Here is a 15,163-nt window from a genome sequence, read left to right on the forward strand (position 1 = left end):
CTGGAGGGTCGCTGTTACGACAGGCAGGTGGTCGGCGTCGCGTGCTCCGGATCCAGCGCGTTCGCCACCTCGTGGTGGGCGACGCGGTCCGCGACGCCGACCGCCACATGCTCCGAGGCGTCGATGCCGCAGAGGTCCTGGACGGTCACGTTGCGCACGTCGGGGCCGTCCAGGAACTGGCTGCGGTACGGGGTGACCACCTGGTCGTACTTGGTGGCGATGACGGTGTAGCGCACCCCGGGCACGGTGTCCCCGCCCGCGTTGAGCCTGGTCAGGAAGGGCGATCCGGCCACCTGGTCGGCGAGGCTCGGCGTCTTGGTGGTGAGCAGGTGTTCGATGCCGGGGAAGTACGGCAGCAGCTTGGTGAGGCCGAGCAGCGTGGTGCCGTGGTTGTCCGGCGCGAGGCCGATGAGGGCGTTCACCTTGTCGGCGCCGCCGAGGAACTTGAGGTAGTGCCGGGGCATCATGCCGCCCTGCGAGTGGCCGACGAGGTCCGCCTCCTTCGCGTCGGTCGCGGCGAGCACCTTGTCGACGAAGGCGTCGAGCTGCTCGGCCGACTTGTCGATGGGGCCGAGTCCGTGGAAGAAGGGCACGTCCTTCAACTGCCCGTAGTCCAGGGAGTAGACGCAGTAGCCGCGCCTGACCAGGTAGGGCGCGAGGACGAGCCAGTTGTCGACGGAGTTCCCGAACGTGCCGTGCACGAGGACGACCGGCCGGGGGTGTGCGGCGGAGGGCTTGCAGCTGTAGTCGTTCCAGCCGCGGGACGTGGTGGTCTCCGCGGCGGTGGCGGTGGCGGTGGCGGAGGCGGCGGATGCGGTGGCGGTGGGGGTGAGGGTGGCCGCGCCCGTGACGAGGAGGGCGGCGGCGAACGCGCGGAGCGCGCGTCTCCAGGGCAGCATCGTGTGATCTCCTTGCGGCTCAAGGGAGTTGCGATGGCTGTACGCCCTGTGATCCGGATCGACAGGATGCCGTGCTCACGTCAAATTACGCGCCAGTAGATGAAGAGTGAAGCTGCGCGGCGCGACAACTTCCAGTGATTACTGGCAAGGTCGCTTGATCACTGGCAGGGCCGCGGCCCCGAGGCCCCCCTCACCGCTGCGGCGCCACTAGCCCCATCTCGTACGCGAGGATGACCAGTTGGACCCGGTCCCTGGCGTCGAGCTTGGTGAACAGCCGCGCCACATGCGCCTTGACCGTGGCCACGGTGATGAACAGCTCGGCGGCGATCTCCCCGTTGGACAGGCCGCGCCCGACGAGGACGAGGACCTCGCGCTCTCGGTCGGTGACACCGGCCACCGGGCGGGCCCGCGACGGCGCGGCGGGCTCGGGGCGGGCGGCGAACTCCGCGATCAGGCGGCGCGTCACGCTCGGCGCGATCAGCCCGTCCCCGGCGGCGACCACGTGGATCGCCGCGAGGATGTCCTCCAGGGCCATGTCCTTGACGAGGAACCCGCTCGCACCCGCCCGCAGCGCGCCGTAGACGTACTCGTCGTCGTCGAAGGTGGTCAGGACGAGGACGCGCGGGCACGGGACATCGGCGTCCCGCACGATCAGACGGGTGGCCTCGATGCCGTCCATGCCCGGCATGCGGATGTCCATGACGACGACGTCGGGGCGTACGTCCCTGGCCAGCCGGACCGCTTCGGTGCCCGTGCCCGCCTCCCCCACGACCTCGATGTCCGCGGTGTCGGCCATCAGTACGCGCAGGCCCGCGCGGACCAGGGGCTGGTCGTCGGCGAGGACCACGCGGACGGCTCTCCCGCTCATCGGGCGTCCCCCGCGGGGGTGGGCAGCCGGGCCGCGACCCGGAAACCGCCCTCGGGGAGCGGGCCCGCGGTGAAGTCGCCGTGCAGCAGGGCCACGCGTTCGCGCATGCCGACGAGGCCGTAGCCGCCGCCCGCGGGCAGCTTGCCGACGCCGTCGTCGACGACCTCGACCGTAACTTCGCCGTCGCCGCCGTCACCACCGCCGTAGTCGATGGTCACCCGGCACACGTCGGTGCCCGCGTGGCGTACGACGTTGGTGAGCGCTTCCTGGAGGATGCGGAACGCGGCCAGGTCGATGTCGGCGGGCAAAGGCCGCGGCTCCCCGCGGCGGTGGAGCCGGGCGCGGACCCCCGCGTCCCGCGTCGACGCGACGAGGCGTTCCACGTCGGCGAGGCCTGGCGCGGGCTCCAGCGGCGCGGGCCCGTCCTCCCCGTCGCGTCCGTGCCCGGTGGGTTTCCGCAGCGCGACCAGTGTTCCGCGCAGCCCGGCAAGGGTCTCCCTGCTGGTGGCCTCGATGGTGCTGAGCGCGTTGCGGGCCTCGGCGGGCTGGGTGTCGATGACTCGGCTGCCGACGCCCGCCTGGATGGCGATGACGCCGATGCTGTGCGCGATCATGTCGTGCAACTCCCTTGCGATACGCAGCCGTTCGGCGGTCACCGCCTGCTCGGCGGCCCGCGCGCCCAGCACCTCCGCGTGGGTACGGCGTTCGCGGACGGAGTCGCCCGCGAGCCAGGCGGCGAGCGTCGCGAGGGCGAGGAACGCGGTGAGCTGGGCGGCCCGGCCCGGGGTCTGCCCGAAGGAGGACAGATGGGTCCCGAGCTGCCCGGCGAACGCGAGGGCCGCCGCCGGCACGGAGGTGCGGCGGGGGTGGACGGCGGCGATGCAGCCGACGGCGAGGTCGCCGAGCAGCACCTGGAGGTAGGCGACCTCCGGGTTCTGCATCTGCGTGCGCGCGGCGGCCCACCCGACGAGCAGCAGGGCGAGCGCGGGCAACGGCCTGCTCCGCAGCAGCACGCCGAGCAGCGCGGTGAGGATGATCAGTGGGGCGACGGTGAGCACGCTGAAGCCGCCGCGGCCGTCGAGCATGGCGAAGTACAGGGCGAAGGGGTACGCGATCGCGGCCCCCCAGGCCACGGGCGTGAGCCAGGCACCGACGACCCGTCGCCGCCAGGCGGGGGCCAGTACCGGCGGGGTGGAGGCCGGTACCGGCGGGGTGGGGGTATCCGGTGTCGCGTACATGCCCTGATCGTAGGCGTGCGTCCCGGGCGGGGCATGGGCCCGTGGACGTACGCCCATGGGCCAACCGCCCGCCGCGGGATGTGGCCGTCGGCCCGATGCCGCCGCCACCCCGCGCACGACACCGTGTCCCCCGTGATCGAAGTCAACGAACTGACCAAGCGCTACGGCGACACCACCGCCGTGAACGCCCTGAGTTTCACCGTGCGTCCGGGCCGGATAACCGGGTTCCTCGGGCCGAACGGCGCGGGCAAGACCACCACGCTGCGGATGCTCCTCGGCCTCGTCGAGCCCACCGGCGGGAGCGCCACCATCGACGGGCAGCCGTTCCGTGACCGGCCGCGCGGGCTGCGCCACGTCGGCGCGCTGCTCGACGCGGGCGATGTGCACGGCGGGCGCACCGGCCGGGCCCAGCTGGCCGCGCTCGCCCGCGGCAACGGGATCGGGCGCCGCCGGACCGACGAGGTCCTTGGCGAGGTGGGCCTCGCGGAGGCGGCGGGGCGGCGCGTGGGCGGCTACTCGCTCGGCATGAGGCAGCGGCTCGGCATCGCCGCCGCACTGCTCGGTGATCCGCCGGTGCTCCTCTTCGACGAACCGCTCAACGGCCTCGATCCGGAAGGGGTGTTGTGGGTGCGGGGCCTCTTCCGGCGCCTCGCCGGAGAGGGACGTACGGTCTTCGTCTCCAGCCACCAGATGAGCGAGATGGAGCACACCGCCGAGCAACTGGTCGTCATCGGCCGGGGCGAGCTGATCGCCGCGCAGAGCGTCACGGAGTTCGCGGCCCGCTCCACCCGGCCGGGCGTGAGCGTGCGGACGCCGCGCGCCGCTGAACTGGCCGCCGTCCTGACCGCCGAGGGCGCCGCCGTCCGGCCTGGCGGCGAGGAACTGCTCACGGTCACCGGCCTGCCCGCCTCCCGCGTCGGCGAACTGGCCTGCGCCCACCGGCTGCCCCTGCACGAACTGACCTCCGGCGACGCGTCCTTGGAGAAGGCCTTCATGGAACTCACCGCCGACCGCCTCGACCACCGCGCGGGAGAGACCCGATGAGCACAGCCGCCGAGCGCACCCGCTTCACCGACCTCCTGGCCGCCGAGTGGATCAAACTCCGGTCGCTGCGCTCGACGTACTGGGTGCTCGGCGGCGGCGCCCTCCTCGTCATCGGCATCAACGCCAACTCCGCCTGGACCAACGCCCGTCGGCTCGCCGACATGCCGCCGCCCCCGGCCGGGACCGCCCCGCACTTCGGGTTCGACCCGCTGCACACCGCCTTCGTCGAACCGGCCTGGCAGCTCTTCATGGTCCTCGCGGCCACGGTGGGCGCGCTCTCCGTCTTCGGCGAGTACACCAGCGGCCTGATCCGTACGACGTTCACGGCCGTGCCGGACCGGCGCGCGGTGATCGCGGCGAAGACGGTCGTGGTCGCGGCGGTGCTGTGCGGGCTCGGAGCGGTCGTCGCGGGGGTGTCGTTCGGTGTGACGCAGGCGCTGCTGCGGGACGAGGGCGGGCTCTCGATCGGCGATCCGGGGGCGCTGCGGGCGGTCGTGGCCTCGGCGCTGCTCGCGCCGGTGTGCGCGCTGGTCGGCATGGCGCTCGGCGCGGTCGTCCGGCACGCCGCCGGAACCGTCGTCGCGGTGGTGGGCACGCTGCTGCTGCTCCCGGCGCTCTTCCAGGGCGACACCTACCGGTGGGTCAAGGAGATCGGCAACGCGATGCCGCTCACCGCGTGGGGCCGTCTCGTGGAGAACCCCGGGGCCGCCGCCCTCCCGGAGAAGTACCCGGTGACGCTCACCGAGGCGTGGGCGGTCTTCGCCGCGTGGCCCCTGGTGGCGGTGGTGGTGACGGTGACCGTGGTGTGCCGCAGGGACGTGTGAGTACGGAGAGGTGCGAGTACAGAGGCGGGGAGTACGGAGCCGTACGGGGTCACGCCGCCAGCGTCCCCGGCACGATCGCGCCCGGCCCGAACTTCTCCCTCGCCCGGTCCGCCACCTCCTCGATCCGGCGGGCCTTCTCGTCCGCCGGGTCGAACGTCAGCTGGTGGGAGGCGTGTTCGGCCGGTCCGAGCCCCTCGGCGCGCAGGGCGACGGCGCGCACCCGGGCCCGCTGAAGGCCGAGCGCCTCGTACATGCGGTACGCCGCCGTGGTCAGCGCGGTGGAGTGCGCGGTCGGCTCCGGCAGGGTCCGGGTCCGCACGGTCGTGGAGCGGTCCGCGTACCGCACGGTGAGGGTCAGCGCGCGGCACACCTGCTCCTCGCCGCGCATCCTGACGCCCAGCTCCTCGGCGCCGGACAGGAGGGCGCGGCGGTGCCGGAAGGGGTCCAGCTCGTCGCGGGGGAAGGGCCGTTCGACGGCGAGCGAGCGCGCGGCGGAGTTCGGTACGACCCGGGTGCGGTCGATGCCCCGCGCCTTCTCGCGCAGCTCGCGGCCCGCGCGGGCGCCGACCAGCCGCTGGAGGGTGGACAGGGGTGCGGCGGCGACCTTCCCGAGGGAGTCGAGGCCGTACTCGCACAGGGTGCGGGCGGTGGCGCGGCCGATGCCGGGCAGCTCGCCGACCGGCCGATCGGCGAGGAACTCCCGTACGCCGTCCGGGCCCTCGGGCACCGCTCGGGTCACGCCCGGCGCGGCTCCGCGCAGGGCCATCCGCGCCAGCATCGGGCCGGGCCCGGCGCCGATCGCGCACTCCACGCCGTACAGCGCGAGGGTTCGTACGCGGATCAGCGCGGCCAGCTCGACGGCGCTCCGTCCGAAGTAGCGCCGCGCGCCGCTCACGTCCATGAGCGCGCCATCCGGCAGAAGCGCCTCGACCTGCGGAGTGAACTCGCCGAGCAGGGCGAGCAGTTGGGGCAGGACGGCCTCGTACATGGGCGTCAGCAGGAAGCGTACGCACAGGATGTTCACCTCGCCGGTCACCTCGCGGGTCACCTCGCCGGCCCCTCCGGCCATCTCGCCGTTCACCCCGTTCACCCCTTTCACCTCCTCGCCCATCTCCCCGCTCATCCCGCACTCCCCGGACTCTGATGCCACAGCTTCCTGTGCGCGCCCGCGGCGCCCTCGCCCGCCGGACGGAGATCCGCCCAGGGGTGCATCTCGTACCCCGTGGCCATCCGGATGCGCCGTCCGCCCGCCACGGCATCCGGGACCTCCGGCTCCCGCTCCCGCTCCGGCTCCGGCTCCGGCTCCGCCAGCCGCAGCGCCACCGCGTCGAGCCCGCCCTCCTTGCGCACCTCCACCAGCTCCGCGAGGTTCCACGCCGCCGCGCCGACCACGCTGAGGCTGCGCGGTCCGCGGCGCTGCACCACCCCGCGCACCAGCAGCAGCCAGGAGTGGAAGACGGTGTGCGCGCACCTCTCGTGCGCGTCGTCGAAGAAGGCCAGGTCGACCAGGCCCGTACCGTCGTCGAGGGTCGTGAAGATGACCCGCTTGCCGGAGCGGATCGGCGGGGTCTGCGTGGCCGCCTTGGCGCCCGCGACCAGGACGGTCGCCCCGTGCTCGGCCTCCCGCAGCCGCCGGGCGCTGAGCACGCCCAGCTCCGCGAGGAAGTCGCGGTGGTCGCCCATGAGGTGGCGCGAGGAGTCCATGCCGAGGACGCCCAGCTCGGCGCTGAGCCGCTCCGCGTCGTCGAGGTCGGGCAGCCCGGCGGGGGCCGTCTTCCGCCCGCCCGCCAGGGGGAGCTGGCCACCGGCCGCCCCTCGGCTGCCGCGCCGCAGCTCGGCCAGGTGCAGTTGCAGATCGCGCCGGTTGGCGCCGAACGCGTCGAGCGCGCCGACCTGCGCGAGCCGCTGGGCGACCGGCTTGGAGGGGCGGGCCCGCTCCCAGAAGTCGACGAGCGAGGCGTACGGCTGCCCGTCCGCGATCCGCGCGGCCTCGGCCTCGCTGATGCCGTGGACGTCGGAGAGGGCGAGCCGCAGGCCCCACATTTCCCGGGGTTCGGACACCAGTTCGATACGGTGAGCGACCGCGGACCGGTTCACGTCCAGCGGAAGGATCGGCACCCCCCGCCGCCGCGCGTCCGCGAGCAGCAGCCGCTTCGGGTACATCCCGGGGTCGTGCGTGAGCAACCCGGCGTAGAACGCGGCCGGGTGATGGGCCTTCAGCCACGCCGACTGGTACGTCGGCACGGCGAAGGCGACCGCGTGCGCCTTGCAGAAGCCGTACGACCCGAAGGCCTCGACGATCTCCCAGGTGCGGGCGATCGTCTCGGCGTCGTACCCCCTGGCCGCCGCGTGCTGCGCGAACCAGAACCGGATGCGCCCCTGCGACTCGGGGTCGGAGAGCCCGCGCCGCACCTGGTCCGCCTCGTCGCGCCCGCAGCCGGTCATGATGTCCACGATGTGGATGATCTGCTCATGGAAGACGACGACGCCGTACGTCTCCTTCAGCGGCTCCGCGAGGTCCGGGTGCGGGTAGCGCACGGGGGCGCGGCCGTGCCTGGCCTCGATGAAGGGCCGCACCATGTCGGCCGCGACCGGGCCCGGCCGGAACAGGGAGATGTCCACCACGAGGTCGTGGAAGGTCGAGGGCTGAAGCCGTCCGACCAGGTCGCGCTGGCCCGGCGACTCGATCTGGAAGCAGCCGAGCGTCTCGGTGGATTTGATGAGCTGATACGTCGCCGGGTCGCCCGGCGGCACCGCGTCCAGGTCGACCCGCTCCCCCGTGGCCCGCTCGGTCTCCGCCACGGCGTGCGCCATCGCCGACTGCATCCGCACACCGAGCACGTCCAGCTTGAGCAGGCCGAGTTCCTCGACGTCGTCCTTGTCGAACTGCGACATCGGCAGGCCCTCGCCGCTGGTGGGCACGACGGGCGTACGCGCGAGCAGCGAGGCGTCGGAGAGCAGCACCCCGCACGGGTGCATGGCGACGCCGCGCGGCAGCGCGTCCAGCGCCTCGACCAGCTCCCACAGCCGATCACGGCCGCCCAGCTCCTCGGCGACCGCCCGCAGTTCGGGCAGCTCCTCCAGGGCGGCGCGGGCGTCGCGGGCGCGGATGTGCGGGAAGGCCTTGGCGATCTTATCGATCTCGGCCGGGTCCATGGACAGGGCGGCACCCACATCGCGTACGGCGTGCCGCACGCGGTAGGTCTCGGGCATGGCGACCGTCGCGACCCGCTCGGTGCCGAAGCGGCCGATGATCGCGCGGTAGACCTCCAGGCGGCGGGCCGACTCGACGTCGATGTCGATGTCCGGCAGGACGTGCCGCCGCTTGGACAGGAACCGCTCCATGAGCAGCCCGTGTTCGACGGGGTCGGCGTGCGCGATGCCGATGAGGTGATTGACGAGCGACCCGGCGCCGGAGCCACGCGCGGCGACCCGTACGCCCAAGTCACGTACGTCGTCGACGACTTGGGCGACGGTGAGGAAGTAGGAGGCGAAGCCGTGGTGGGCGATGATGTCCAGCTCGTGGTGCATCCGCTCCCAGTACGCGCGCCGGGAGTCGTAGCCCCGCAGCACCATGCCCGCCGCCGCCCGGGAGGCGAGGACGCGCTGCGCGGTGCGGCGCCCGGCGCCGACCAGGCGCGGCTCGGGGAAGCGCACGGAGCCGATGCCGAGGTCGTCCTCGGGGTCGACCAGGCACGCGGCGGCCACCGCCTGGGTCTGTTCGATCAGGCGGTGCGCGGTGTCGCGGCGGAATCCGGCGGCCTCGACGATCCGCTCGGCGGCGTGCAGCATGGCGTCCGCGTCCTTCAGCCACCGTTCGCCGCCGTCGAGTCCCTTCGTGGGGTCGACGGGGACGAGGCGGCGGGCGGCGTCCAGGACGTCGGCGACGGGGCCCTGCCCGGCGTCGGCGTAGCGCACGGCGTTGCTCAGGACGGGTCGTACGCCCTGTTCGGCGGCGAAGCCGACGGTGCGCGCGGCCAGCCGGAGCGAGCCGGGGCCCGTGCCCTTGCGGTCGTGCCAGACGGACTCCAGGCGCAGGCCGTCGCCGTACCGCTCGCGCCAGGGGGCCAGGAGCCGGGCGGCCCGGTCCGGCCGGCCCGCGGCGAGCGCGCGCCCCACGTCGGAGGCCGGCCCGAGCAGCACGGTCAGGCCCTCGCCGTGGTTCTCCTCCCACGGCAGGACGGGCTGTCCCCCGGTGGCGTCGGCACCCGCCCGGTGCGCGGCGGTGACCAGATGGCAGAGGGCGGCCCAGCCGGTGGCGCCGTCCCGGGCGAGGTAGGTCACGCGCGGGGTCGACTCGTCGATGAAGGCGCCGCCCCGCACGGGGGCCCGCCGCCGCTCGCCCTTGGCCGGGGCGGGCGCCCCTACGGCGAGCTCGGTGCCGAACAGTGGCCGCACCCCCGCTTTCGCGCAGGCCTTGGCGAACCGGACCGTGCCCGCGAGGGTGTCGCGGTCGGTGAGCGCGAGGGCGTCCATGCCCCGGTCGGCGGCGCGCTCGGCGAGCCGTTCCGGGTGCGAGGCGCCGTACCGCAGGGAGAACCCGGAAGCGGTGTGCAGATGCGTGAAGCCGGGCACACGCACCTCCTGTAACCCTGAACCGATCCGATCTCGTATCCCCCACCTCCACCATAGACCAAGTTTCGAACGCGTGTACGACACGTGTGCGAGGGCCCTCCCTGAGCGCCCCTGGAGTCGCCCGTTCGGCCCATCCCACCTGCGGGAACGACCGTCGCCCCGGAGCGTGGGGGGCATGAGGTTCGCCGACGAATTGAAGAGCGCCGTCACCCCGCGAGCAGCCCTGCTCGTCATCGGCGTACTCGCCCTGCAGCTGCTGTTCATCGCCTCCTACGTGGGCGCGCTGCACGATCCGAAACCCAAGGACGTGGCCTTCGCCGTGGTCGCCCCGGGCCCCGCGGCGAAGGAGACCGCCGACCGGCTGGAGAAGCTCCCCGGCGACCCACTGGACACCCGCGTCCTCAAGGACGAGGCCACGGCCCGCCACCAGATCATGCACCGCGACATCGACGGCGCCCTGGTCGTCGACCCGCGCGGCACGACCGACACGCTCCTGGTCGCCTCCGGCGGCGGCACCGCGCTCTCCCGGACCCTGACCACCCTCCTCACCGAGGCCGACGCGGCCGAGAAGCGCACGGTGAAGACCGTGGACGTGGCCGCGGCATCGGACAAGGACTTCAACGGCCTCTCCTCCTTCTACCTGGTCGTCGGCTGGTGCGTCGGCGGCTATCTGTGCGCGTCGATCCTCGCGATCAGCGCGGGCTCCCGGGCCGCCAACCTGCCGCGCGCGGTCATCAGGCTCGGCACCATGGCGCTCTACTCGATCGTCGGCGGCCTCGGCGGCGCGGTCATCATCGGGCCGATCCTCGGCGCGCTGCCCGGCAGCGTCATGGGGCTGTGGGGCCTCGGCGCCCTGGTCGTCTTCGGGGTCGGCGCGATCACGCTCGCCCTCCAGGCGCTCACCGGCATCATGGGCATCGGCCTCGCCGTGCTCATCATCGTCATCGGGGGCAACCCGAGCGCGGGCGGCGCCTTCCCGCTGCCGATGCTGCCCGCCTTCTGGAAGGCGATCGGGCCCTGGCTGCCACCGGGCGCGGGCACCTGGACGGCACGTTCCCTCGCGTACTTCGAGGGGAACGCGATCACCGGACCGCTCCTCGTCCTGGGCGCCTGGGCGCTCGTCGGCGTCGTCGTCACCCTCGTCCTGTCCGCCCGGCGCGGACGACCGGCCAACGGCTCGATCGACCTCAGCGGCACGAACTACGGCAGGACCATCGCCCCGTAAGGAACCGTAAGGAACGCGAGAGCCCCGCCCCCGCGGATCGCGGGAGCGGGGCATGGACCTCGTACGGGCCCGGACCTCGTACGGACTCAGCCGATCTCCGCCCCGTAGGCCGACAGGGCCTCCGGCACCGGCTGGAAGAAGGTCTCACCCCCGGAGGAGCAGTCGCCGCTGCCGCCCGAGGTGAGACCCAGCGCGGTGTCACCGGCGAAGAGCGCGCCGCCGCTGTCGCCGGGCTCCGCACAGACCGTGGTCTGGATCAGACCGTCGACCTGGCCTTCCTGGTAGTTCACCGTGGCGTCCAGCGCGGTGACCTCACCGTCGTGCAGCTGGGTGGTGCTGCCGCTGCGCTGCACCTTCTGCCCGACCGTGGCCTCGCCCGCCTTGCTGATCGCCTGGGTGCTGCCGTTGTAGAGGTTCACCTCACTGGGGTGCGGGGTGTCGGCCGTGTACTTCACGAGGGCGTAGTCGTTGCCCGGGAAGCTCGACTCCTGGGTGGTGCCGATCTCCTGGCCGCCCTGCGAGTCGGACCAGCTCTTGACCGCGTTGCCGCAGTGGCCCGCCGTCAGGAAGTGCGGCTCGCCGCCCTTGACGACGTTGAAGCCGAGCGAGCAGCGCGAGCCGCCGCCCCAGATCGCGTCGCCTCCGGCGAGGAACGCCTTGTACTCTCCCTTGCTGCGCTTGAGTTCGGCCTTGCCGCCGAGGCTCTTCACGATCGAGCCGACCTTCTCCAGCTCGGCGCCCTTGACCGTGCGGTCCGCCGTGACGACGACCTTGTTCGTGGCCGGGTCCATCGCCCAGGAGGTGCCGGGCACGGCGGCCTTCTTGTCGAGCGTGGCGCGGGCGCTCTCCAGCTCCGCCAGGGAGTTCCCGACGATTCTGGCCTTGCCGCCCGCCGACTCGACGGCGTCCGCCGCGCTCTTGTTCAGCACGTTCACGACGAGGGCCTTGGCCTTCGCGTCGTAGTACGTGCCCGCGGCGTCCGCGCCGAGATCCTTGTGCAGGGACGCGGCGAGCTTCCCGGCCTTCGCCACCGAGAGGATGTCCGGTGTGGGTTCCGGCGAGCCCTCGCTCGCGTTCGCAGTCTGAAAGGTGATCCCCGCGGCCACCAGCGCGGCGATGCCCGCGCCTGCCACGGCGGCACGCCGCTTGGGTATGCGTCGGTGCTTCAAAACTCACGACCTCCTGTGGGGGGAACGCCCCGGTCGGCGTGGGGGCCTGACGGGGCGTGAGGCGTACTCGGCACCGGGACGGCCGCGCCGGGACAGCGGAGTTCACCCCGCCGCGATAGGCGCGTCCATGCCAATGTGCCAAGCCCACTATCCCGACGCCTTGCGGTCGCACACAAGGTCCACTTCAGGACGCGCACACGACAAGTACAGTGCGCCCCTCACTCATCGCGCGACCCCCTCGCACCACGGCGGGGTTCTCTTCGTCACCACTGTGAGCCAAGGGGTGATCGTCAACCTGTGAGGACTAGTCCTGTCCGGTTTTCGACCGTGACTGCTGTTCCGGCGGCGCCGGCTGCGGCTGGGCCTGTGGCTGCGGCTGCGGCTGTGGCTGTGGCTGTGGCAGAGCCTGCTGGGCCCGCTCCAAGAAGCGGAGCAGCTCCACGGGGAAGGGCAGGACGAGGGTGGAGTTCTTCTCCGCGGCGACGGCCACCACGGTCTGCAGCAGCCGCAGTTGGAGCGCGGCCGGCTCCTCCGCCATCTCGTGGGCGGCCTCGGCGAGCTTCTTGGACGCCTGCAGCTCGGCGTCGGCGTTGATGACGCGGGCCCGCCGTTCGCGGTCGGCCTCGGCCTGGCGGGCCATGGACCGTTTCATGGTCTCGGGCAGGGACACGTCCTTGATCTCGACGCGGTCGATCTGCACGCCCCAGCCGATGGCCGGGCTGTCGATCATCAACTCCAGGCCCTGGTTGAGCTTTTCGCGGTTGGAGAGCAGATCGTCCAGGTCGCTCTTGCCGATGATGGAGCGCAGCGACGTCTGCGCCATCTGCGAGACGGCGAAGCGGTAGTCCTCCACCTGCACGACGGCCTCGGCGGCGTCCACCACCTTGAAGTAGATGACCGCGTCCACCCGCACGGTCACGTTGTCCCGCGTGATGCCGTCCTGCGCGGGCACCGGCATCGTCACGATCTGCATGTTGACCTTACGGAGCCGGTCCACGAAGGGCACGATCATGGTGAACCCCGGCCCGCGCACCCCGTGCTGGAGCTTTCCGAGCCGCAGCACCACACCGCGCTCGTACTGCTTGACGACGCGCGAAGCCGCCGCCACATAGACCGCCGCGGCGGACCCCGCGACCGCTCCCGCCACCACCAGCTCCTCGACCATGCCGGCCCCCAGGGTCCGAAGTGGGCGTGTTGGGCGTGCACTTCGAAGGTAGCTCCCCCGCCGCAAGAGGGCGAGCCCCCGCCCGGAAGCCGGGCGGGGGCTCATCATGCCGTCGATCACGGGATCACGGGATCACCCGCGTACGCGGTCTCAGTAGACGCTGACGCCGTACGCGCGCAGCGCCTCGGTGACCGGCTGGAAGAACGTGGTGCCGCCGGACGAGCAGTTGCCGCTGCCGCCGGAGGTCAGACCGAGCGCGGTGGTGCCGGAGTACAGCGGGCCGCCGCTGTCGCCGGGCTCGGCGCAGACCGTCGTCTTGATCATGCCGTAGACGACGTCGCCGCCGCCGTAGTTGACGGTCTGGTTCAGCGCGGTGACCCGGCCGCTGTGCGTGCCGGTGGTGGAGCCGCGCCGGGTGACGCTCTGTCCGACGGTGGGGTCGGCGGCGCGGGTGATGTCCTGGCTGCCCACGGTGCCGGACTTGGTGATCGAGTCGTTGGTGTAACGCACGATCCCGTAGTCGTTGGTCGGGAAGCTGGAGCCCGACGTGGTGCCGAGGACGGTGGTCTTCGCCGAGTTGGCCCACCAGGTCGTCGCGCCGTCGGTGCAGTGCCCGGCGGTCAGGAAGTAGTAGGCGCCCGCGCTGTTGCGCACGTTGAAGCCGAGCGAACAGCGCCAGCTGCTCGCGTAGATGGGGTCGCCGCCGGAGATGTACTTCTGGAACTTGCCGGGGGTGCGCTCGATCTTCAGGGCGTCGGCGTTGGACCCGGCGGCCGCCTTCAGCTCGGCGATCTCGGCCTTGGAGACCGTGCTGTCCGCGGTGACGACGACCCGCTTGGTCTTCGGGTCGATGCCCCAGGCGGTGCCCGCGACATCGGCGTCGAGCACGGCGTCGCTGGCCTGTTCCAGCTGGGACGCGCTGAAGGTGGTCACGCCGTCGTGTGCGCTGGCCGCGGGCACGGCGAGCGCTCCGGCGGCGACGAGCCCGGTGGCTATCGCGAGCAGACGGGTGTGTCTCGCCATGCCGGTGTGGGGGATGGTGCGCTTGATCCTCACGTGTGTTCCCTCCCGAGGGAAGTCAGTGGGTCCTTGTGGGTTGAGGACCCGTGAGGCGCAGCCAAAGAGCAGGCCCGGATTCCGGATATGCCGTGCCCCTGACAAGCGCTGCTCGGGAGTATTGGGGGGTGAGGACCGGCCGCACAAGGGCGCCTTTCGGCCGACGACCGGTCGTCGTTTCTCCTTCTCCCCGGCGCCGGATCAGTGGTCGATGAGGTGCCGCTCCCCCGCCGCGACCTCGGTGACCAGGGTGTTGCCGGGCGGCGGGAAGGGGCAGATGAAGTGGTCGGCGAAGGCGCACGGGGGCAGCAGCGCACGGTTGAAGTCGACCGTGGTGCGCCCTTCGGCGTCGGGCGCGGCGGGACGCAGGAAGCGGAAGCGGTAGCTGGAGGTTCCGCTGGTGGCGTCCGCGAAGACGGCCCAGAGCGAGCCGTCCGCCTCGACGCTGACCTGGAGGGTGTGCTCGACGCCCCCGAGGCGGAAGGACAGCTCTCCGCCGAGACCGAGGTCGCGCTCCTTGCCGTCCGCGTTGCCGACCTTCACCGAGCGGCTCTCCCCGTAGGGCGTGAAGCGTCCCGGCACCGCCCAGCGCTCGTCGTACGCGGTGGCGTCGATGCCCTTGAAGGCGCGGCGCGTGGCGGCGTCCGGGTCGAAGTCGCGTACCGCCCAGAGGCCTTCGCGGTGGATGACCACGAGCCTGCGCTCCCCGTGCGCGACGCGGGCGGCGGCGACCGGACCACTGTCGGCGCCCAGCCGGACCTCGCCGGCCAGGGGCTCTCCGTCGACGGTCAGACCGTCCTCGGGGCGGGCGGTCAGGACGACGGCGTCAGGAGCCCCGGTCCACCGCCCAGGGATGTCCGGAATTGAACCATCCGGATGATCCGCGAGCCAGTGCGTGCCGGTGAGGGAGAGCGGCCCGTAGGGGGCGGAGACCGTCTCGGTGCGCTGTTCGCGCCAGTTCCGCCAGTCGCGTACGGGGTCTGCGCCGGCGGCGTTCCCGGCATGCGCGGCACTCTGGGTGTTCCGGGTGTTCCGGGTGTTCCGGGTGTTCCGGGCGCTCGCGGTGTTCTGGGTGTTCCGGGCGTTCTCGGTGCTCATGG

Annotated in this window: 12 protein-coding genes; 3 read left to right on the forward strand and 9 right to left on the reverse strand. The window is 72.6% G+C overall.

Translation table 11 applies throughout. The annotated features are described in order from the left end of the window. Positions 1–14: 14 nt before the first annotated feature. From DMA15_RS07215 to DMA15_RS07225, 3 genes are all read right to left on the reverse strand, one after another. Positions 15–899, reverse strand: a complete 885-nt coding sequence (locus tag DMA15_RS07215) for an alpha/beta fold hydrolase (protein WP_125511825.1) — start codon at positions 897–899, stop codon at positions 15–17. Positions 900–1,089: 190 nt separating this feature from the next. Beyond that, positions 1,090–1,767: a response regulator transcription factor gene (locus DMA15_RS07220; RefSeq protein ID WP_125511826.1), complete on the reverse strand. Its 678-nt coding sequence runs from the start codon at positions 1,765–1,767 to the stop codon at positions 1,090–1,092. Continuing rightward, entirely contained in the window at positions 1,764–3,005 is a 1,242-nt protein-coding gene (locus DMA15_RS07225; RefSeq protein ID WP_125511827.1) for a sensor histidine kinase, read from the reverse strand. The genes DMA15_RS07220 and DMA15_RS07225 overlap by 4 nt, the downstream gene beginning before the upstream one ends. Positions 3,006–3,137: 132 nt before the next feature. Here DMA15_RS07225 and DMA15_RS07230 point away from each other — a divergent pair, with 132 nt between their 5' ends. After that, positions 3,138–4,049: an ATP-binding cassette domain-containing protein gene (locus DMA15_RS07230; protein ID WP_206302674.1), complete on the forward strand. Its 912-nt coding sequence runs from the start codon at positions 3,138–3,140 to the stop codon at positions 4,047–4,049. Next, positions 4,046–4,873: an ABC transporter permease subunit gene (locus DMA15_RS07235; protein WP_125511829.1), complete on the forward strand. Its 828-nt coding sequence runs from the start codon at positions 4,046–4,048 to the stop codon at positions 4,871–4,873. The genes DMA15_RS07230 and DMA15_RS07235 overlap by 4 nt, the downstream gene beginning before the upstream one ends. 49 nt (positions 4,874–4,922) lie before the next feature. Here DMA15_RS07235 and DMA15_RS07240 read toward each other — a convergent pair whose 3' ends face one another. Then, positions 4,923–5,897: a hypothetical protein gene (locus DMA15_RS07240; protein ID WP_125517378.1), complete on the reverse strand. Its 975-nt coding sequence runs from the start codon at positions 5,895–5,897 to the stop codon at positions 4,923–4,925. Between the two features lie 95 nt (positions 5,898–5,992). Beyond that, the gene (locus tag DMA15_RS07245; protein ID WP_125511830.1) at positions 5,993–9,448 is read right to left on the reverse strand and encodes a DNA polymerase III subunit alpha; all 3,456 of its coding nucleotides are present in this window, start codon (positions 9,446–9,448) and stop codon (positions 5,993–5,995) included. A gap of 175 nt (positions 9,449–9,623) precedes the next feature. Between DMA15_RS07245 and DMA15_RS07250 the strand changes: the two genes are divergently transcribed. Next, complete coding sequence (locus DMA15_RS07250; protein WP_125511831.1) at positions 9,624–10,673, forward strand: DUF3533 domain-containing protein; 1,050 nt, start codon at positions 9,624–9,626, stop codon at positions 10,671–10,673. An 86-nt stretch (positions 10,674–10,759) separates the two neighbouring features. On the opposite strand, the gene DMA15_RS07255 is transcribed toward DMA15_RS07250, so the two are convergent. From DMA15_RS07255 to DMA15_RS07270, 4 genes are all read right to left on the reverse strand, one after another. Further along, positions 10,760–11,842: a S1 family peptidase gene (locus tag DMA15_RS07255; protein ID WP_125511832.1), complete on the reverse strand. Its 1,083-nt coding sequence runs from the start codon at positions 11,840–11,842 to the stop codon at positions 10,760–10,762. Between the two features lie 304 nt (positions 11,843–12,146). Next, on the reverse strand, positions 12,147–13,007 hold the full coding sequence (locus tag DMA15_RS07260) for a slipin family protein (RefSeq protein WP_125511833.1): 861 nt from the start codon (positions 13,005–13,007) through the stop codon (positions 12,147–12,149). A gap of 150 nt (positions 13,008–13,157) precedes the next feature. Further along, positions 13,158–14,063 carry a S1 family peptidase gene (locus DMA15_RS07265; protein WP_125511834.1) on the reverse strand — a complete coding sequence of 302 codons (906 nt, stop codon included), beginning with the start codon at positions 14,061–14,063 and terminating at the stop codon, positions 13,158–13,160. Positions 14,064–14,264: 201 nt separating this feature from the next. Then, the gene (locus tag DMA15_RS07270; protein ID WP_125511835.1) at positions 14,265–15,161 is read right to left on the reverse strand and encodes a DUF1684 domain-containing protein; all 897 of its coding nucleotides are present in this window, start codon (positions 15,159–15,161) and stop codon (positions 14,265–14,267) included. Positions 15,162–15,163: the final 2 nt, after the last annotated feature.

The organism is Streptomyces sp. WAC 01529 (genome assembly GCF_003945545.1).
Classification (GTDB): domain Bacteria; phylum Actinomycetota; class Actinomycetes; order Streptomycetales; family Streptomycetaceae; genus Streptomyces; species Streptomyces anatolicus.